Raw genomic sequence first — 18224 nt, forward strand, 5'->3', positions numbered from 1 at the left:
TGAGCGGTCGACCGTGGTCTACTCGCCGGTGAGGATGAAGCGCAGGACGACCGGGTCCCGACCGTCTCCCATCACGAGCACCTGATACGCGCCCGCTGGAGCACCACTGGCGAGGATGGTCGTGCGATCCGTCCGGATGCGGCCTTCGGCCACCAGGCGGCCGATACCGTCCACCACGCGGTAGAGATGTCCGACCGCCGCCTCTCCCAGCAGTTCGGCCCGGCCTTCACGGACAAGTACCTGCACTCCGGCGGTCGCGTTCGCGACAAGGCCGGTGGAGGTCGTGATGTCCACGGTGTAATCCTCCGTTTCGCCCCAGGCGTAGTTGAAGCAGGGGTCCACCGGATCGGGCTCACCGGTGTTGGTGTACACACTGCGCACGCGCATCACGGTGCCACCGAGGGAAGCGCTCAAGGGCACGGTGAAGGGGAAGGACAGGTTCTGGAGCGGGGCGCTGTTGGTCAGCTCGCCCAGCTTCTCACCCGCCTCGAACTGTCCGTCCTGGTCCATGTCGATCCAGGCCGCGACCTGATCCGGTACATAGGTGCCTCCGGTGACCTGCAGGGTGTAGCTGTCACCCCGCACCAGATCGGTGCTCAAGGCCGTATAGTCGCTGTAGGTGGGCATGCTCGTTCCGCCCGTGCCGATGTTCTGGATGGCGCCCAACTGCACGCTCTGGATGAAATCGCCATCGGCGGTGCCGTTCGCCGAGGTGGGGATGCACGGACCTCCCGGGGTGGTGATGACCACGGTGTAGTCCTCCGTCTGGCCCCAGTTGTAATCGAAACAGGGGTCCGCGGGGTCGGGCTCCCCCGTGTTGAGGTACACGCCCCGCACCCGCATCCGCGCCTGGCCCATGGCGGCGCTCACCGGCACGGTGAAGGGGATGGACAGGACCTGACCGGCCGAGGTGTTCGACACTTCCCCCAGCTTCTCGCCCGCCTCGAACAGGTCGTCCTGGTCGTAGTCGATCCAGGCGGCGAACGCATCACCCACGTAGGTGCCGGCGGTGACCTGCAGGACCTGACCGGACCCCCGCATCAGGGTGGTGCTTTGGCCGGTGTAGTCCACATAGCCGGGGCCTCCCGTGCCACCGGTGCCCAGGTTGTTGATCGAGCCGAGCTGCACCCCATCGATGTAGTCACCGTCCGCGGGGCCTTGCCCGCTCGTCGGAATGCAGGGGCCGGAGGGTACGGTGCCGCAGGCAGGGCTGTTCAACAGCGAAGCGCGTGCGCCGTTCAGCACGCCCTGCATCGAGGCGGCCTGCTGGTCGGTGAACATCACACTGCAGGAGGCGTAGTCCATGAAGTTCTCATACTGGGTGAGGACCCCGCACTTCATCAGGTTGGTGTTGCTGCAGGTGAAGGTGGGGCTGTTGGTGAGCGGGGTGTCGGAGAAGCCGTCCGAGTCGGTGCAGTTGCCGTTGTCGAAGGGATGCAGCAGGCCGAAGTAGTGTCCGATCTCGTGAGTGGCCGTGCGCTCGCCGGCGCCCAATCCGTAGTCATAGTCGATCACGAGCCCATCGATGCCCGACCCCACCACACCGCCCACAGGCAGGTAAGCATAACCGACGGTCACCGTGCCTCCCGTGGCCCCGCTGGTGATGTCGCACACCCAGATGTTCAGGTAGTGGTCGGGGTCCCACGGGCTGATGCCCTTCGGAGGTGACTTCATGTCGTCGGTCTCCGTGTCCGGATCGAACCAGGTCTCCGAGGATTGGGTCCGGGTAATGCCCGTGGTCGGGTTGCCGTTCGGGTCCACGGTGGCCAGGCAGAATTCCATGCCTCCGTTGCCGATCACACCGGTGAAGGCCGGGCGCACCGTGCTCAGGTCGGCGTTCACCTGCTGGTAGTCCTGGTTCATCTGATCGATCATCTGCGTGATCGAGGCGTCGGGCACGTTCTCCGCGGCGGTGTTCCACACCACGTGCACCACGACGGGCACGGTCTGCAGGCCACCGCGGGAACTGCCGCGAGGTACCTGACGCAGGGCGGTGGCCAGGTCGCCGGTGCCGCCGTGGGCGATGAGGTGCCTCCGGGTGATCACTTCGGCCATGCAATGATCCTGGGCGGTGGCGGTACCGAGGATCATGGGCAGGGACAGGGTCGTCAGCAGGAAGCGCATGGGATGGGGATGGGGACGTGGCGTGAGGCCGCGAAACTAGACCTGTCCGGTCCGAGCGCAGCGGTCGGCCTGTCGAATGTTGCCAACGATCAACGCCGGCGTTCCAGGTCGATCAGGTAGTGGTCGGCATATCGCGCGGTCCAACGCCATCCGGCCACCAGCTCATCCAGGCGGGACAAGCGATCGAGCGCCTTGGGCCGATGCCCGTACCGGTGCACCAGGTGCGTGGGAGGTACGAACAGACCCACCGGTCGGATGTTCACGGTGCGGAACCACGGCGCGGTAAGCCGCTCCACGGTCGCCGGCGCATGGTTCCAGCGCACCACCCCCGTGCCGCTCAGGCCGGCGAGCTCCGCGCGCTGTTGCCCGCGTTGGAACGCTTCCCGCCACTGGAACCGCAGGAGGTGATGCAGGGTCTCCCGGATGCATCGATCGGGCTGGATCACGGCCACGAAGCGCCCGCCGGGGCGGATCCGTTCGGCCACGGCATGGATCATCGCCACCAGGTCGTCCTCGTCATACTGGTTCAGACCGCCCATGTCGGACAGCACTAGGTCGAAGAGCATCGGCCACACCTGTCCGTGCAGCCCGGTCCTCGGCAACAGTTCAAGCAGGATGCGGTCCTCCAGCCCGTATTGACGGACGCGCTCCCGGGCCTGGCGGATCAGCTCGGGGCTCTGGTCGGTGGCGATCACCCGATGGCCCTGTCGGGCCAGGTGCACGGCGTCGGTGGCGTCGCCCGTGTTCAGCTCCAGCACATGCATGCCGGGGTTGCGGAGCAGGGCTTCCAGGTAGGCCCAGATGGCGCGGCGCTGCACCAGCCCGATGCGGTTGTGCACGAACTCGGCGTCGAACACGGAACGGTCCTGGTGCAGGGGCTCCATCGTGAAGGGCAAGGTACGACGACCACAAGGCCGCGCGCCAGCAGGTGAAGGACGTGGTGCGATGCGCCGACGCTGCCTCCGATCAGGAGAGCAGGGTGGTGATGGCCGCTCGCGGGTCCGCGGCCCCGAACACGCTGTTGCCCGCCACGAGCACGTCCGCGCCATGGTCCACCAGCCTGCGGTGGTTGTCCGTGCCCACGCCGCCATCCACCTCGATCAAGGCGCTGGAGCCGGTCCGCTGGCGCAGCTCACGCAGGGCGTCCAGTTTGCGGTAGGTGCCTTCGATGAAGCGTTGCCCGCCGAAGCCCGGGTTCACGCTCATCACGAGCACCAGGTCCAGGTCGGGCAGGATGGACTCCAGGGCCGATGCCGGCGTGTGGGGATTGATCGATACCCCGGCCTTCATCCCCTGGGCCTTGATGGCCTGCACCGTGCGGTGCAGGTGGGTGCAGGCCTCCAGGTGAACGGTGAGCACGTCCGCACCGGCCTCTTTGAACGCCGTGATGTAGCGGTCGGGGTCCACGATCATCAGGTGCGTGTCGAACACCTTCCGGGTGAGCGGTCGGATGGCCTTGACGACCGGGATGCCGTAGCTGATGTTGGGCACGAAGACACCGTCCATCACATCGAGGTGCAGCCATTGCGCCGGGCTGTCGTTCACGAGCGCGACGGCGGCGCGCAGGTCGGTGAAGTCGGCCGAGAGCAGGGAAGGGGCGAGGATGTGCGGCATCTGGGGCGAAAGTAGGTGCCGCTCCGGCACTGTGGCCGGACAGTGAATGGGAAAGGCCGCCCCGTGGAGGAGGCGGCCTTCAAGGAAACGGTGATGGGTCAGCCCAGGTAGGCGCGCAGGGTGCGCGAACGGCCCGTATGCTTCAGTCGGCGGATGGCCTTTTCTTTGATCTGGCGCACGCGTTCGCGTGTCAGGTCGAACTTCTGGCCGATCTCCTCCAGGGTGTGCGGCTGGTTGCCCTTCAGCCCGAAGTAGAGGCGGATCACATCGGCTTCGCGGCTGCTCAGCGCGTCCAGGCTGCGTTCGATCTCGAGCCGCAGGCTGTCGGTCATCAGCGCCTCCTCGGGGTCGGGCAGGTCCTGGTTCTTCATGAGGTCCAGCATGGTGCCGCTGTCCTCGCCTTCACGCAACGGGGCGTCCATGCTCAGGTGCTTGCCGGTGTTGTTCAGGCTGGTCTTCACCTCTTCGAGGGTCATCTCCAGCACTTCGGCCAGTTCATGCGCGGTGGGCGGCCGCTCGTGCTCCTGCTCCAGCTTGGCGAAGGCCTTGTTGATCTTGTTGATCGAGCCGATCTTGTTGAGCGGCAGACGGACGATGCGGGCCTGTTCGGCGAGGCTTTGCAGGATCTGCTGACGGATCCACCATACGGCATAGCTGATGAACTTGAAGCCGCGCGTCTCATCGAAGCGCTTGGCCGCCTTGATCAGGCCGAGGTTGCCTTCGCTGATCAGGTCGGGCAGGCTGAGGCCCTGCCCCTGATACTGTTTGGAAACGCTCACCACGAAGCGCAGGTTGGCCTTGCAGAGCGCCTCCAGGGCGTCATTGTCACCTTCCTTGATGCGGCGGGCGAGCTCCACCTCCTCTTCGGCCGTGATCAACTTCACTTTCCCGATCTCCGTCAGGTACTTGTCCAGGGACGGCGTGTCCCGGTTGGTCACCTGTTTGGTGATCTTCAATTGCCGCATGCGTGCCATATGTGGGCTGAGGGTGTTAAGCGAAGAGCACCCTGTTCAACGGTTCATGGGCCGCGCTGGTTACGAGAGGCACGCACGGGACTGAAAGCCGCAGGGCCGCCTTTCGGGCGGCCCTGCGGTCGGTTGGGTCCGGGTCAGTTCTGCTCGGGAGGCGCACCACCGTGGTCGCGGCGCGGGCGGTCGTCCCGGCGGGGACGGTCACCGCGGTCCCGACGCTCGCGGCCGGCGCCTTCCATGGCGGGTTCGCGGTCCACGTAGCCTTCGGGCTTGGGCAGCAGCACACGGCGGCTCAGCTTCAACTTGCCGGTGCGCGGGTCCTTGCCCACCACCTGGAAGTCGATCACCTCGCCCTCCTTCAGCACGTCCTCCACGCGCTCGATGCGCTTCCAGTCCAGCTCGCTCACGTGCAGCAGGCCGTCGGTGCCGGGGAAGATCTCCACGAACGCACCGTAGGGCATGATGGTCTTCACCTTGCCGCGGTAGTTCACGCCGATCTCGGCTTGCGGCGGGAAGGCGATGGCGCGCACGCGGGCCACGGCGGCGTCGATGCTCGCCTTGTTCTCGCTCATGATCTCCACGATGCCCACGCCTTCCACCTCGTCGATGGAGATGTGCGCGCCGGTCTCGGCCTGGATCTCCTGGATCACGCGGCCGCCCGGGCCGATGATGGGTCCGATGCTCTCCTTCGGCACCTCGAAGGTGATGATGCGCGGGGCGTGCGGCTTGTAGTCCTCACGCGGTTTGTCGATGGTCTTGAGCATCTCGCCGAGGATGTGCATGCGGCCCTGGCGCGCCTGCTCGAGGGCCTGAGCCAGCACTTCGTACGGCAGGCCGTCGACCTTCATGTCCATCTGGGTGGCGGTGATCCCCTTGGCGGTACCGCAGATCTTGAAGTCCATGTCGCCCAGGAAATCCTCGTCGCCGAGGATGTCGCTGAGGATAGCGTGGCGGCTGCCGTCGCTGATCATGCCCATGGCGATGCCGCTCACCGGGGCCTTGATCTTCACGCCGGCGTCCATCAGGGCCAGGGTGCCGCTGCACACGGTGGCCATGGAACTGGAGCCGTTGCTCTCGAGCACGTCGCAGTTCAGGCGGATGGTGTACGGGTTGTCCGGCGCGGTGGGGATCATGGGCTGCAGCGCGCGCTGCGCCAGGTTGCCGTGGCCCACTTCACGACGGCCGGGGCCGCGGATCGGCTTCACTTCGCCCGTGCTGAAGCTGGGGAAGTTGTAGTGCAGCATGAAGGACTTGCTGCTCTTCTCGGTGGCCAGGTCAACGGTCTGTTCGTCCATCGAGCTGCCCAGGGTCACCGTGTTGATGGCCTGCGTCTCACCACGCGTGAACACGGCGCTGCCGTGGGTGCCGGGCAGCAGGTCGATCTCGCACCAGATGGGGCGGATCTCGGTGGTCTTGCGGCCATCGAGGCGCACGCCCTTGTCGAGCACTACGTTGCGCACCGCCTTCTTCTGCACCTTCTTGAAGTAGCGGCCCAGCATGGCCTTGTCGGCCTTCTCCTCGTCGGTGAGGCTGGCCAGGCACTCCTCCTTCACGGCGCCGAACTTCGCGCTGCGCTCCTCCTTGCCGCTGGGCTGCAGGGCCAGGTCGTAGTAGCGCTGGTAGCAGAAGTCGAAGATCTTCTTCTCCACCTCGGCGTTGTTCTTCTCGTGCTCGTAGGTGCGCTTCACATGGCTCTTGTCCACGGCGGCGGCGAGCTCGTTCAGCACCTTGCAGTGCACCTTGATCGCATCGTGTGCCACCTTGATGGCCTCGATCATGTCGGCTTCCTGCACCTCGTTCATTTCGCCCTCCACCATCAGGATGTCGCGCTCGGTGGCGGCCACGATCAGGTCGAGGTCGGCATTGACCACCTCGGCCATGTCGGGGTTGATCACCAGGCGGCCGTTGATGCGGGCCACGCGCACCTCGCTCACCGGGCCGTCGAAGGGGATGTCGCTCACGGCCAGGGCGGCGGCGCCGGCCAGGCAGGCCAGGCTGTCGCTGTGGTTCTTCTTGTCGTGGCTCATCAGCATGATCTGCACCTGCGTGTCCCCATGGAAGTCATCGGGGAACAAGGGGCGCAGGGCGCGGTCCACCAGGCGGCTCACGAGGATCTCGTGGTCGCTGGGGCGGTTCTCGCGCTTGAAGAAACCCCCGGGAAAGCGGCCGGCGGCGCTGAATTTCTCACGGTACTCCACCTGCAGGGGCAGGAAGTCGATGCCTTCACGGGCCTCCTTGGTGGCCACCACGGTGGCGAGCAGGATGGTGTCGCCCATGCGCACGGTCACTGAGCCGTCGGCCTGCTTGGCCAGTATGCCGGTCTCGATGGTGATGGGCCGACCGTCTCCGAGGTCGATGGTCTTGGAAATGCCTTGTGGTCTCATGTTCGTATTGGCGCGCCTTTCGCGCCGTTGCTTTGGTTGATTTTCGCTCTGTTGACCTATGGTCCGGGATGTTCCCCGGGTTATGAAAAAGGGCGACCGTGCCTCACGATCGCCCTTGGTTCAGTATTGATGTCCAGGCGCCGCCATATGCCCGGCGGTCGCACTGGGGTCACTTGCGTAGCCCAAGCTCCTGAATGATGGCGCGGTAGCGCTCCAAATGCTGCTCCTTCAGGTAGTTCAGGAGCTGTTTGCGCTTGCCCACCAGGCCCATCAGGGCCATCTCCGTGGCGTGGTCCTTCTTGTTGGCCTTCAGGTGCCCGGTCAGGTGGTCGATGCGCTTGGTGAAGAGCGCGATCTGGCTCTCGGCCGCTCCGGTGTTCATCTCGGTGCCACCGTGCTTCTTGAAGATCTCGCGCTTGGCCTCTTTCGTCAGGTACATGGTCGTCCGCGTTGGTCCAACACGACATCCTTCCGTGTTGAGGCGGCAAAGATAGGGGTTTTCAGGTCCCGGGATCCCCCTCAGGCCTGAAAGAAGGTGATGAACTGCGAAAGCCTGGCCTTCAGGTCTTTGCGGGGTACGATCTTGTCCAGGAAGCCGTGCTCCAGGACGAACTCGCTGGTCTGGAAGCCCTTGGGCAGATCGGTGCCGATGGTCTCCTTCACCACCCGGGGGCCGGCGAAGCCGATCAGCGCTTTCGGTTCGGCGATGTTCAGGTCGCCGAGCATGGCGAAACTGGCCGTCACACCGCCGGTGGTAGGGTCGGTGAGCACACTGATGTATGGCAGGCGCTTGGCCGCCAATTGGGTGAGCTTGGCGCTGGTCTTGGCCATCTGCATCAGGCTGAAACCGGCCTCCATCATGCGCGCGCCACCGCTCTTGCTGATGATGATGAGCGGGCACTTGCGCTTCATGGCCTGGTCGGCCGCCAGGGCGATCTTCTCCCCGACCACACTGCCCATGCTTCCGCCGATGAAGCGGAAATCCATGCAGGCGATCACCACCATCCGCTTATCCAGCTTGCCCTCCGCCGCCCGCAACGCATCGTTGAGCCCGGTGTCCGTGCGGGTCTTCTGTAGACGGTCGGTGTAGCGCTTGGTGTCCTCGAACTTCAGCGGGTCACCGGCCACCAGGTCGGCGTGCAGTTCGGTGTACTTCTGGTCGTCGAAGAGGATGGCGAAATACTCCTCACTGCCGATCTTCTCGTTGTGCTCGCACTTGCCACAGACCCAGAGGTTGTTCTCGTGATCCTCCGAGGTCATGATCTCGTCGCATTCCGGGCACTTGTACCAGAGCCCCTCAGGCGTCTCCTTCTTCTCCTCGGTGGAGGTGGTGATGCCTTCCTTGGTGCGTGTGAACCAGCCCATGAGCGCAAAGTTGAACGTTGAAAGCTGAAACTGGAAACCGGATCCCGTTTCAGCTTTCCGCTTGCCTGTATCGGGTTTCTCCTAGGCTATTGTGACCTTCTTGTCCAGGTACACGTCCTGGATCGCGTTGAGCAACTGGATGCCTTCGCCCATGGGGCGTTGGAAGGCCTTTCGGCCGCTGATGAGACCCTGGCCCCCGGCGCGTTTGTTGATCACCGCGGTCCGCACGGCCTCGGCCAGGTCGCTCTCGCCGCTGCTTGCACCACCGCTGTTGATCAGGCCGATGCGGCCCATATAGCAGTTGGCCACTTGGTATCGGCACAGGTCGATCGGATGGTCCGTGGTCAGGTCGCTGTACACCTTCTTGTGGGTCTTGCCGTATCCGCTCAACACGTTGTAGCCGCCGTTCACCTCGGGCAACTTCTGTTTGATGATGTCCGCCTGGATGGTGACACCGAGGTGGTTGGCCTGTGCGGTCAGGTCGGCAGCGGTGTGGTAATCGACGCCGTCCTTCTTGAAGCCGGGATTCCGCAGGTAGCACCACAGGATGGTGGCCATGCCCAGTTCATGGGCGAGCTGGAAGGCCTCGGCGATCTCGGTGAGCTGCCGCGTGCTTTCATCGCTGCCGAAGTAGATGGTGGCACCCACGGCCACGGCGCCCATGTCCCACGCGCTCTCCACGGTGCCGAAGAGCACCTGGTCGAACTTGTTCGGCAGGGTCATCAGCTCGTTATGGTTGATCTTCACGATGAAGGGGATGCGGTGGGCGTATTTGCGGGCCACGCTCCCGAGCACCCCGTAAGTGCTGGCCACTGCGTTGCAGCCGCCCTCGATCGCGAGCTTCACGATGTTCTCCCCGTCGAAGTAGATGGGGTTCGGGGCGAAGCTTGCGGCGGCGCTGTGCTCGATGCCCTGGTCCACCGGCAGGATGCTCATGTACCCGGTGTGGGCCAGGCGCCCCGTCCCATACAGGGCCTGCAGGCTGCGCAGCACCTGGGGGCTCCGGTTGCTGCCCACGAAACAGCGGTCCACGAAATCGGGACCGGGCAGGTTGAGCTGGTCCTTGCCGATGGTGGTGCAACGGTGTCCGAGCAGGCGGTCGGCGTCCTGGCCGAGGAGTTCTTCGATGCGGGCGGTCTTGGTGGCGGTGGGCATGCGGTGCGTGCGGATGGGCGTCAAAACTACGGAAAGCGGTCAGGGGTGTCGAACCGGGTCTGTTCGGTCAGAACGGATACCCGATCCCGAGGTTCAGGTTGGCCAGGTCGCTGAGGGCCCGCTCCTCGCGGGTGCGTTCGAAGATCCACCGCTCCCCGGAGGGCAGCGCGGGGTCCTTGGTCTGGAAACCCAGGTCGAAGCGCACCAGGAAGAAGTCGAAGTTCAGGCGCAGGCCGGCCCCCACGCCGATGGCCAGGTCGCTCAGCAGATCGCTGTCGATCCCGCTGCCCGGGCGCTGGGGGTCTTCCTTCAAGTACCAGATGTTGCCGGCGTCGACGAAGAGGGCCATCTCGAAGAAGCCCACCAGCTTGAACCGGTACTCGGCGTTGGCCTCGATCCGCACCTCGCCGATGCGGTCGTAGGCGACCAGAGGCGCAGCATAGGATCCCGGACCCACCGAGCGCGCCCGCCAGGCCCGCAGGCCGTTCGCGCCGCCCACGAAGAAGCTGGACTCGAAGGGCAGTACGCCGAGGTTGCCGAAGGGTACGCCCACTCCGGCGGCGGCCCTGAACACCAACTGGCTCTTTTCGTGCAGGTGCCGATAGTAGCGGAGGTCCGCGTCCAGCTTCACGAACTGCGCGAACCGCACGCCGTCGATGGTGTGGAAGCTGTTGCCGCTGGTGTCCGTGGTGCGCTCCCAGCCCAGCAGGCCGGCCACGCCGCTCAGCAGATTGCCACTGGTCTCCAGGGAGGTGCGCAGGAAGACCACATCCCGTCCTTTGGCCGTGCCCTGGGTGTTCAAGGTGTAGAACGCCCGGGCCCCGATGATCAGGTGGTCCGTGTAGCTGTCGGTGAGCACCGGGTCGTTGGCCTGTTGCAGGTAGTTCCGGAAGGCATCGGTAAGGAAAGGGATGCGGATGATGTTGAGGTCCACCGGGAAGACGCCCACCGTGGCCCGGGGGCTCTCGGTCCATTCGAGCCCAAGGCTCGTCCGAGCCAGGGTGCGGTTATAGTCCGGTCGGCGTTGGTAGTTGTACAGCGCGGTCCAGGTGGTGCGTGGGGCGGCCGATTTGGCGAACCAGCGGGCCGGAACGAAAGGGCGCGGGAACCGCAGGGTGAGCTCGGGGCCGATCTCCACGGTGTTGAAGAGCACATCCCGGCCCACGGCTGTGCTGGTCTCGCCGGTGCCCGTTTCCTGGCCGGTGATGCTCTGCTGAGCTTCCAGGCCGAGGGTCACCTGCGCCTGTAGGGATCCCATGTTGCGGAACACGTTGCGGTGGCGATAGGCCAGGCTGATCGATGTGCCGAGGAAGCCGCCGCGGTTGGTCCCGAAGCCTTCCACCGTGAAGCCTTGCTGCTTGGCCGGCGTCAACCGCATCGTGCAGTTCCCCACGTCCCTGGCTCCGGTGCCCACCGTATCGTACAGGAGGTCCACCCGGTCGAAGACACGCAGGTTGGTCAATCGGCGGAAGGTCCGGTCCGCCATGCTGGCCTGGTAGCGATCGCCCGGATGGAAATACACAGCGCTCAACAAGGCCTGTGGCCGATAACGTGGCTTCCGGCCTTGGAAGAGGAAGCTGTATCCGTCGCGTACGAGTGTGTCCACAGGAGTGGTCGCGCGGCCGGCGAAGGAGCCCGTGGCGTCCACGGTGACCCGTCCCACATAATGAATGGTGCCCTCCCTGGAGCCCCGAAGACCTGCGGCCCGATCGGCCATCGGTCGGGACAAACGCATCAGTACGTCCACTTGGTGGTCTCCCGCCGCGGTATCGGCGTCGTAGGAAACCAGGTCCCGGTGGAAGTAGATGTATCCCAGCTCACGCAGCACGCCGGTCACGCGGTCACGCTCGGCCTCCAGCTCGTCCGCATCGAACCGTTCACCGCTCCGCAGGCGCGAGCCGTCCCAGGTCTTCGTCAGGTAATCCTCGATGCTGGGGTCGTCCACTGTGAAGCGGATGGTGCGCAGGCGATGGGGCTCGCCGGGCATCACATGGTAACGCAAGCGGGCCCGGCGCCCGCGGTAGGAGATCGAATCGGTGACCTCGCCTTTGAAGAAGCCCTCGCGCAACAGGTACATCCGCATCTGGGCCACGGTGCGGGATGTCAGGGTGCTATCCAGCACCACCGGCGGTTCACCCACCGCGTCGCGCAGCCATTCGCCGAAGGTGCGGCCCGGCTCCTTGGGCGGCTTGCCGCGTTGGGCGCGCCTGGCATTGGACTCCGCTGTGCGTTCGGCCTTCCGGGCTTTGCGTCGGGCCAGCCGCTCAGGCGACGGCAGGTTGTACATCGTCAGGTAGAACCGCAGGCCCAGGATGCGCTTGTTGGGCCGCTGCTTCATCAGCGAGGCCAGCTCGTCCTTGTTCACCCGTTGGTCCTTCACCTCCACCTTCGACCTCACGAGGAGGTGTCGGTCCCCTGGTACGCGCCGGGCCGGGTCGCACGCGGAAAGGGCCAGTAATAGGACCACCGGCAGCACGATATGCGTGGTCCGCGGATACACGGAGGAGTTGCTGGTCCCTAGTTTTGGCGAAGGCCAAAGATATCCGACAGGTTGACGGAGGCGGAGTTCAAGCTGACACGTACGCTGCAGGAGCGGCGGCATCGCAGGACCGAAGGTGCGTTCCTCGCCCAGGGACGCAAGCTGGTGAGCGAAGCCCTGCGGTCCGGGTGGCCGGTGCGCTTCGTGGTGGCCACGGAAGAGGCGGCCCGCACCACGGAGGTGCCGGAACATCTGCTGCGCATCGCCCCCCCGCATCGGCTGGCGCGCCTGGGCACCTTCGAGCAGGGCAATGAGCTGATCGCGGTGGTGGACCTGCCCCCGCAATGCGATGACGGGCCGCTGGATGCGGCCGAGCTGGTGCTGGCCCTCGATGGCGTGGCCGATCCGGGGAACCTCGGCACCATCATCCGGTTGGCGGACTGGTTCGGGATCCGCCGTATCTGGTGCGCCGAGGGTTCCGTGGATCCGTTCAACCCGAAGACCGTTCAGGCCAGCATGGGTTCGGTTTTCCGGGTGAACGTGTTCGCCGTGGCGCTGCCGGACAGGCTGTCGCGCGCACGGGGTGATGGGGCGCAGGTGTATGCGGCCGACATGACCGGCGCACCCGCGTTCGAAGTGGGGCTGCGTCGCCCGGCCGTGCTGGTGCTCGGCAGTGAATCACACGGGCTTTCGGACGCGGTGAGGGGGCAGGCCGATCAGGTGGTGCGGGTGCCGGGCGGGGGAGGCGCGGAGTCGCTCAACGTGGCGATGGCCGCCACGGCCCTGTGCATGGAGTTCGAGCGCCGCCGTCAATCGTGATCGACGGAACGGCCCGTGCGCACGGCGATGCGCTCCGCCACCCGCATGCCGTCCATGGCGGCGCTCACGATCCCGCCTGCGTAGCCTGCTCCTTCCCCGCAGGGATAGAGCCCTTCGACCTCCGGGTGCTCCAGCGTGTCCGGGTCGCGCGGGATGCGCACGGGGCTGCTCGTTCGGCTCTCCACGGCCACGAGCACGGCCTCGTTGGTGCGGTAACCGCGCATGCGCTTCCCCACGCGCACCAGGGCCGTTCGCAGGCGCTGGAACACCGGGGGGGGCAGCAGTTCGTTCAACGGCGCACTGATGATGCCGGGCGGATAGCTGCAGGCGGGCAGATCGCTGCTCGATCGTCCGGCGATGAGGTCCTCCATGCGCTGCGCTGGTGCGCGCTGAGTGCCGCCGCCCATCCGCCAGGCCAGGTGCTCCACGGTCCGCTGGGCCTCCATGCCCGCAAGGGCGCCGGTGGGCAGGTGCAGGCTTCGCGTGTCCACCACCAGGCCTGAGTTCGCGAACGGGTTGTTCCGCTTGCTCGGGCTCCATCCGTTGGTCACCACCTCGTCGGGCGCTGTCGCGCACGGCGCGATGATGCCGCCCGGGCACATGCAGAAGCTGTACACCCCATGGCCGTCCACCTGCTCCACCAGACCGTAGCTCGCCGGAGGCAGCAGAGGGTCGCGTGTGGCGCAGTGGTACTGCATCGAATCGATCACCGCCTGCGGGTGCTCCACACGCACGCCAAGGGCGAAGTCCTTGCGCTCGATGCGGATCCCTTTCATGTGCAGCAGCCTGAAGATGTCGCGCGCGCTGTGCCCCGTGGCCAGCACCACGCGGTCCACGGGCATCTCGGTGCCATCCAGGGTACGAAGACCACGAAGCCGACCGTGCTCCAGGATCAGGTCGGTGACACGCCGGCCGAAGAGCACTTCACCTCCGGCGTCCAGAATGGCCTCGCGCATGGCGGTGATGATGCCGGGTAGCTTGTTGGTCCCCACATGTGGATGAGCGTCCACGAGGATGTCCGGTGAAGCGCCGAAGGCCACCAGCCGGTCGAGGACGCCACGCACATCACCGCGTTTCGTGGAGCGCGTGTACAGTTTTCCATCGCTGTAGGTGCCGGCGCCGCCCTCCCCGAAGCAGTAGTTGCTGTCGGGGTCCACCACGTGGGCCCGGTTGATCGCCGCGAGGTCGCGTCGGCGTGCGCGAACATCCTTGCCGCGTTCGATCAGCACCGGTCGAAGGCCGAGCTCGATGGCGCGCAGGGCACAGAAGAGGCCGGCCGGGCCGCAGCCCACGATGTGCACGGGCGGGGCGTTGCGGACATCATGAGGCCCGAAGGTGGGCGTCCGCTCCACCGCGGCGTGTTGTTCCAGGGCCACACGAAGACGGACGCGCGGCGGCCGGCTCCGCGCATCGATGGACCGGCGGAGCACCCGGTGCGTGAGGTCGGCGTGGGCCGGCTGGCCAGCGGCCTCCAACGCCGCGGCCCGCACGAGCACCGGGTCGGCGGCCTCGCCGGGCGAAAGCACCAGCTCCACCGTCCGTGGATCGCCCGTCATCCCTCGAAGGTGAAGGTCAGTACGTAGGTCTTCGTGCGGATGCTCTGCAGCGGCGAGCTGAACCGCGTGCCGTCGTCGATCAGCAGGTTGGGGATCCCGATGCCGGTCTTCAGCTCGATGCCGAACTTGAAATAGGGCAGGAAGAAATCGAAGCCCCCACCGACCTCCGCGGCATAGTCGAACCGGTTCAGCTTCACCACCACCTCCTCGTCGATGGCGTTGTTGACGTCCTTCTGGCTGGCCATGTCGATCGCCGCCTTGCCGCCCGCCACCACGTACACCGCGAAGTTGTTGATGCGGTCGCTGCGGAACTTCAGAAGGAGAGGGAACTCCAGATAGGTGCTCTCGACGGGCTTCTCGTACACCACCTCGGTGCCATCGCTGCGCCGGAAGCGGTAGCGCAGCACACGGTCCTGGAACGAGAGCGAGGGGATGAAGCGCAGGCTGAGGTTCGTGGTCACGTTCAGCGAACCGATGATCCCGAGGTTGAAGCCCGGCTTGCGCAGGTGGTCGATCGCCATCACACTGTCCCTCGAGTAGGCCTGCGGGTCGAGCTTCATGAAGAAGTCGGACGTGTTGTAGGCCAGCAGGAAGCCGAAGTGGAACCGCCGCAGGTCGAAGTTCGGCAGGTGCTCGGTCTTGATCCCCTTCACCGGTCCGGTCATCTGCGGCAGGGCATCGCCCGGAATGAGCCAGCACAGCGGCAGCAGCAGCGGAAGGAGGCGCTTCATGGATGCGCAACGAAGGTAGACAGCGATCCTTGCCTGCGGCGTTCAGGCTCGTGCGGCATAGAGCGTGGCGATGCCCCCGGACAGACGCTTGGAGGTGATGCTGTCGAACCCAGCGGCACGAAGGCGTTGCTCGAACGCCAACCCCTCGGGAAAGGCCTCCACGGACCTCGGCAGGTAAGTGTAGGCGCTGGCGTCACCGCTCACCCAGCGGCCCACGACAGGCATCACCCGGTGGAAGTAGAGGCGGAACAGGGTCCCCATGAGGCCGCGGGCCTTGGAGAACTCAAGAACGAACACCCGGCCGCCCGGACGGAGCACCCGATGCATCTCCCGGAGGCCTTGGTCCAGGTCGTCGAAGTTGCGCACACCGAAGGCCACGGTCACCGCATCGAACCTGCCGTTCGGGAAGGGAAGGGACTCAGAGGCCGCACGAACGAGCTCCACCCGGTCGGCAAGCCCGGCCCGGGCCACCTTGGTGCGACCATGGGACAGCATGCCCTCGCTGATGTCCGCACCCACCACGGAGCGGGCATGCCGCGCGCAGAGCAGGGCCAGGTCCGCCGTTCCTGTGGCCAGATCGAGCAGGCGCTCCACCGGCTCCTCGCGCAGCATCCGCAGCACGCGTCGGCGCCAGGCCCGGTCCACGCCCAGGCTGAACAACCGGTTCAGCAGGTCGTATCGCGGCGCGATGGCGTCGAACATGTGTTCGACCTGCTCGCGCTTCGAGCCTTCCTTTGCGTAGGGCTTCACGCTCATCACGCGCGGTCGGCTTCCGGCAGCGCGAGGCATTCCGCCAGCAACAGGTCGCGGTCGATCGGTACCACGCCCACCTGTTCGCAGACCAATCCGCCGGCGAGGTTGGCCCAAGCGGCGAGGGTGCGCGCCGGTGCCTGCTGGGCCAGCAACAGCGCCGCCACGGCGATCACCGTGTCACCGGCGCCGCTCACATCGGCGATGGTGCGTACGTGGGCGGGGATCAGGTGGTCCTCCGTGCCTCCATGCACGAGCACGCCATGCTCGCTCAGCGTCACCAGGGTCAGCCGATTGCCCAAGGCGCTCTCCAGGGCCTTCACCGCCCGGCGCAGCTGGGTCTCATCGCTCGCATGCACCTCCATCCGCAGGCCCTCCCGCAGTTCCTTCAGGTTGGGCTTGAAGAGGTCCACGTCCTGGTAGGCCATGAAGTTGCGCTTCTTGGGGTCCACGGCCGTGGGGATGCCTTCGGCGCGTGCCAGAAGCACCACCTCGCGGATGAACGGCGGACTGAGCACGCCCTTGTCGTAGTCCTCGAAGACGATCACCCCGGGGCGGGCCGACCTCACGCGTGCCTTCACGGCGTCGAGCAAGCGCTCGCTGTCCCGCTCACCCAGCACATGGTCGTCCTCCTCGTCCACCCGCACGATATGCTGATGGCCGCTGATCACGCGGGTCTTCACCGTGGTCCGGCGTTGGGCGCTGCGCAACAGGCCTTCGGTCGGCAGGCCGAGGCCGCCGAACAAGTGGTCCAGCCGGGCGGCGTGCTCGTCGTCGCCCATCATGGTCATCACCATGGGCCGGGCGCCGAGGGCGCGGAGGTTGAGGGCCACGTTGGCCGCGCCGCCCAATCGCGCGCTGCGTTCCTGCACATGCACCACGGGCACGGGTGCTTCGGGGCTGATCCGGTCCACGCGACCCCAGAGATAGGCGTCGAGCATCACATCGCCCAGGACGAGGGCCTCGGTATGCGCGAACGCCTGGAACCTGTCGTGGACGTTCATCATGCCTGTAGTCGTTCCCCGAAGGAACGCAGACGCTGGATGGCCTCTGTCAGTTTGGCGTCCGCAGTGGCGTAGCTGATGCGGATCGTGCCGGGGGCGCCGAAGGCATCGCCGTCCACCACCGCCACCCCGGCCCCATCGAGCAGGGTCATGCACAGGTCCTCCGTGGTGGTGATCGTGCGGCCTTCATGGGTGCGACCCAGCCAGGCGGAGACGTCGGGCAGGACATAGAACGCGCCCATGGGCCGGTTGCAGCGCAACCCGGGCACCCCGGCCAGGCCGTGGACCACCAGGTCGCGGCGTCGCAGGAAGTCGGACCGCATCGGGGCCAGCAGGGCCGGGTCGGCCTGCATGCAGGCCAGGGTCACCCGTTGTGCGATGCTGTTGGCCCCGCTGGTGAACTGCCCCTGCACGGTGTTGCAGGCCTTGGCGATCCAGGCAGGCGCGGCGATGTACCCCACCCTCCAGCCGGTGAGGGCGAACGCCTTGGAAAGCCCGTTCACCGTGACCGTCCGGTCCATCATGCCCGGAAAGGTGGCGAAGGAGGTGTGGTGACCGTCGAACACGATGTGCTCGTAGATCTCGTCACTGATGACCAACAGGTCGGGGTGCTCCGCCACCACGCGGGCCAGCTCCTGCAGCTCAGCGGGAGTGAACACCGAGCCGGAGGGGTTGCATGGCGAACTGAACATCAAGAGCCGTGTACGCGGGGTGATGGCCGCTGCGATCCGGGCGATGGGCGGTTTGAACTCCTCCTCCAAGGAGGACGGCACGATGACCGGGGTGGCGCCGGCCATGCGCACCTGCTCGCGGTACGTCACCCAGTAGGGGGCGGGAATGACCACCTCGTCGCCTGGGCCCACGAGGCTGAGGACCGCGTTCATGATGGCCTGTTTGGCACCGGTGCTCACCACCACCTGGTCCGGGTGGTAGTCCAGGCCATTGTCCCTGCGCAGCTTGTCGGCGATGGCCTGGCGCACATCGGCGAAGCCGTTCACGGGGGGGTACTTGTGCCAAGGGCCGTTGATCGCCATGTGGGCCGCCTCCAGTGCGAATGAGGGCGGGTCATGGTCGGGCTCCCCGAGGCTCAGGTCGATGATATCCCTTCCTTGCGCACGTAGTTCGCGGCAACGCCGGGCCATCATCAGGGTGGCGGGTTCTTGTATGGAACGGACGAGCACGGAAGGACGCATGGACGCGGGGCCTGCTTGGACAGAAGCGGCAAAACTAGGCAAGCGGTCGGGGGTGCGCCCCGGCCGGGCCTCTCCCGTG

General features: G+C 66.1%; 15 protein-coding genes. 1 reads left to right on the top strand and 14 read right to left on the bottom strand.

Translation table 11 applies throughout. The features are described 5' to 3' along the window. Positions 1-18: 18 nt before the first annotated feature. The 9 genes from IPJ87_01265 to IPJ87_01305 form a co-directional block, all read right to left on the bottom strand. The gene (locus tag IPJ87_01265; protein ID MBK7940506.1) at positions 19-2124 is read right to left on the bottom strand and encodes a hypothetical protein; all 2106 of its coding nucleotides are present in this window, start codon (positions 2122-2124) and stop codon (positions 19-21) included. 89 nt (positions 2125-2213) lie between these two features. Beyond that, positions 2214-3008, bottom strand: a complete 795-nt coding sequence (locus IPJ87_01270) for a class I SAM-dependent methyltransferase (GenBank protein MBK7940507.1) — start codon at positions 3006-3008, stop codon at positions 2214-2216. Between the two features lie 82 nt (positions 3009-3090). After that, complete coding sequence (locus IPJ87_01275; protein ID MBK7940508.1) at positions 3091-3738, bottom strand: ribulose-phosphate 3-epimerase; 648 nt, start codon at positions 3736-3738, stop codon at positions 3091-3093. A gap of 98 nt (positions 3739-3836) precedes the next feature. Then, complete coding sequence (locus IPJ87_01280; GenBank protein MBK7940509.1) at positions 3837-4703, bottom strand: RNA polymerase sigma factor RpoD/SigA; 867 nt, start codon at positions 4701-4703, stop codon at positions 3837-3839. 143 nt (positions 4704-4846) lie between these two features. Next, entirely contained in the window at positions 4847-7093 is a 2247-nt protein-coding gene (locus IPJ87_01285) for a polyribonucleotide nucleotidyltransferase (protein ID MBK7940510.1), read from the bottom strand. 169 nt (positions 7094-7262) lie between these two features. Further along, positions 7263-7532, bottom strand: a complete 270-nt coding sequence (rpsO, locus tag IPJ87_01290; GenBank protein ID MBK7940511.1) for a 30S ribosomal protein S15 — start codon at positions 7530-7532, stop codon at positions 7263-7265. An 80-nt stretch (positions 7533-7612) separates the two neighbouring features. Continuing rightward, complete coding sequence (locus IPJ87_01295; protein MBK7940512.1) at positions 7613-8458, bottom strand: acetyl-CoA carboxylase carboxyltransferase subunit beta; 846 nt, start codon at positions 8456-8458, stop codon at positions 7613-7615. Between the two features lie 81 nt (positions 8459-8539). Beyond that, positions 8540-9613, bottom strand: coding sequence for a class I fructose-bisphosphate aldolase (locus IPJ87_01300; protein ID MBK7940513.1), 1074 nt, complete (start codon positions 9611-9613; stop codon positions 8540-8542). Positions 9614-9680: 67 nt separating this feature from the next. Beyond that, positions 9681-12011, bottom strand: coding sequence for a BamA/TamA family outer membrane protein (locus tag IPJ87_01305; GenBank protein MBK7940514.1), 2331 nt, complete (start codon positions 12009-12011; stop codon positions 9681-9683). Between the two features lie 153 nt (positions 12012-12164). Between IPJ87_01305 and IPJ87_01310 the strand changes: the two genes are divergently transcribed. After that, positions 12165-12911, top strand: a complete 747-nt coding sequence (locus IPJ87_01310; GenBank protein ID MBK7940515.1) for an RNA methyltransferase — start codon at positions 12165-12167, stop codon at positions 12909-12911. Here IPJ87_01310 and IPJ87_01315 read toward each other — a convergent pair. The 5 genes from IPJ87_01315 to IPJ87_01335 are packed head-to-tail and all read right to left on the bottom strand — an operon-like array spanning position 12902 to position 18145. Continuing rightward, the gene (locus tag IPJ87_01315; protein ID MBK7940516.1) at positions 12902-14467 is read right to left on the bottom strand and encodes an FAD-binding protein; all 1566 of its coding nucleotides are present in this window, start codon (positions 14465-14467) and stop codon (positions 12902-12904) included. The genes IPJ87_01310 and IPJ87_01315 overlap by 10 nt on opposite strands. After that, a complete protein-coding gene (locus IPJ87_01320; GenBank protein MBK7940517.1) occupies positions 14464-15198 on the bottom strand; it encodes a PorT family protein in 735 nt (244 codons plus the stop codon). Before IPJ87_01320 ends, IPJ87_01315 begins: the two co-directional genes overlap by 4 nt. A 42-nt stretch (positions 15199-15240) precedes the next feature. Next, positions 15241-15954, bottom strand: a complete 714-nt coding sequence (gene ubiE, locus IPJ87_01325) for a bifunctional demethylmenaquinone methyltransferase/2-methoxy-6-polyprenyl-1,4-benzoquinol methylase UbiE (protein MBK7940518.1) — start codon at positions 15952-15954, stop codon at positions 15241-15243. Continuing rightward, positions 15954-16952 (bottom strand): D-glycero-beta-D-manno-heptose-7-phosphate kinase, encoded by a 999-nt coding sequence (locus IPJ87_01330; GenBank protein MBK7940519.1) that lies wholly within the window; start codon positions 16950-16952, stop codon positions 15954-15956. Before IPJ87_01330 ends, ubiE begins: the two co-directional genes overlap by 1 nt. Continuing rightward, positions 16952-18145, bottom strand: a complete 1194-nt coding sequence (locus tag IPJ87_01335; GenBank protein ID MBK7940520.1) for a pyridoxal phosphate-dependent aminotransferase — start codon at positions 18143-18145, stop codon at positions 16952-16954. Before IPJ87_01335 ends, IPJ87_01330 begins: the two co-directional genes overlap by 1 nt. Positions 18146-18224 lie beyond the last annotated feature (79 nt).

It is taken from the genome of Flavobacteriales bacterium (assembly GCA_016713875.1).
In the GTDB taxonomy this organism is placed as follows: Bacteria; Bacteroidota; Bacteroidia; order Flavobacteriales_F; family PHOS-HE28; genus PHOS-HE28.

Bases quoted from the DNA above. Each gene is read 5' to 3' on its own strand.
- IPJ87_01300 (MBK7940513.1), bottom strand. From the start codon at position 9,613: ATGCCCACCGCCACCAAGACCGCCCGCATCGAAGAACTCCTCGGCCAG.
- IPJ87_01320 (MBK7940517.1), bottom strand. From the start codon at position 15,198: ATGAAGCGCCTCCTTCCGCTGCTGCTGCCGCTGTGCTGGCTCATTCCG.
- IPJ87_01295 (MBK7940512.1), bottom strand. From the start codon at position 8,458: ATGGGCTGGTTCACACGCACCAAGGAAGGCATCACCACCTCCACCGAG.
- IPJ87_01265 (MBK7940506.1), bottom strand. From the start codon at position 2,124: ATGCGCTTCCTGCTGACGACCCTGTCCCTGCCCATGATCCTCGGTACC.
- IPJ87_01335 (MBK7940520.1), bottom strand. From the start codon at position 18,145: ATGCGTCCTTCCGTGCTCGTCCGTTCCATACAAGAACCCGCCACCCTG.
- IPJ87_01285 (MBK7940510.1), bottom strand. From the start codon at position 7,093: ATGAGACCACAAGGCATTTCCAAGACCATCGACCTCGGAGACGGTCGG.
- ubiE (MBK7940518.1), bottom strand. From the start codon at position 15,954: ATGAGCGTGAAGCCCTACGCAAAGGAAGGCTCGAAGCGCGAGCAGGTC.
- rpsO (MBK7940511.1), bottom strand. From the start codon at position 7,532: ATGTACCTGACGAAAGAGGCCAAGCGCGAGATCTTCAAGAAGCACGGT.
- IPJ87_01280 (MBK7940509.1), bottom strand. From the start codon at position 4,703: ATGCGGCAATTGAAGATCACCAAACAGGTGACCAACCGGGACACGCCG.
- IPJ87_01275 (MBK7940508.1), bottom strand. From the start codon at position 3,738: ATGCCGCACATCCTCGCCCCTTCCCTGCTCTCGGCCGACTTCACCGAC.
- IPJ87_01270 (MBK7940507.1), bottom strand. From the start codon at position 3,008: ATGGAGCCCCTGCACCAGGACCGTTCCGTGTTCGACGCCGAGTTCGTG.
- IPJ87_01330 (MBK7940519.1), bottom strand. From the start codon at position 16,952: ATGAACGTCCACGACAGGTTCCAGGCGTTCGCGCATACCGAGGCCCTC.
- IPJ87_01315 (MBK7940516.1), bottom strand. From the start codon at position 14,467: ATGACGGGCGATCCACGGACGGTGGAGCTGGTGCTTTCGCCCGGCGAG.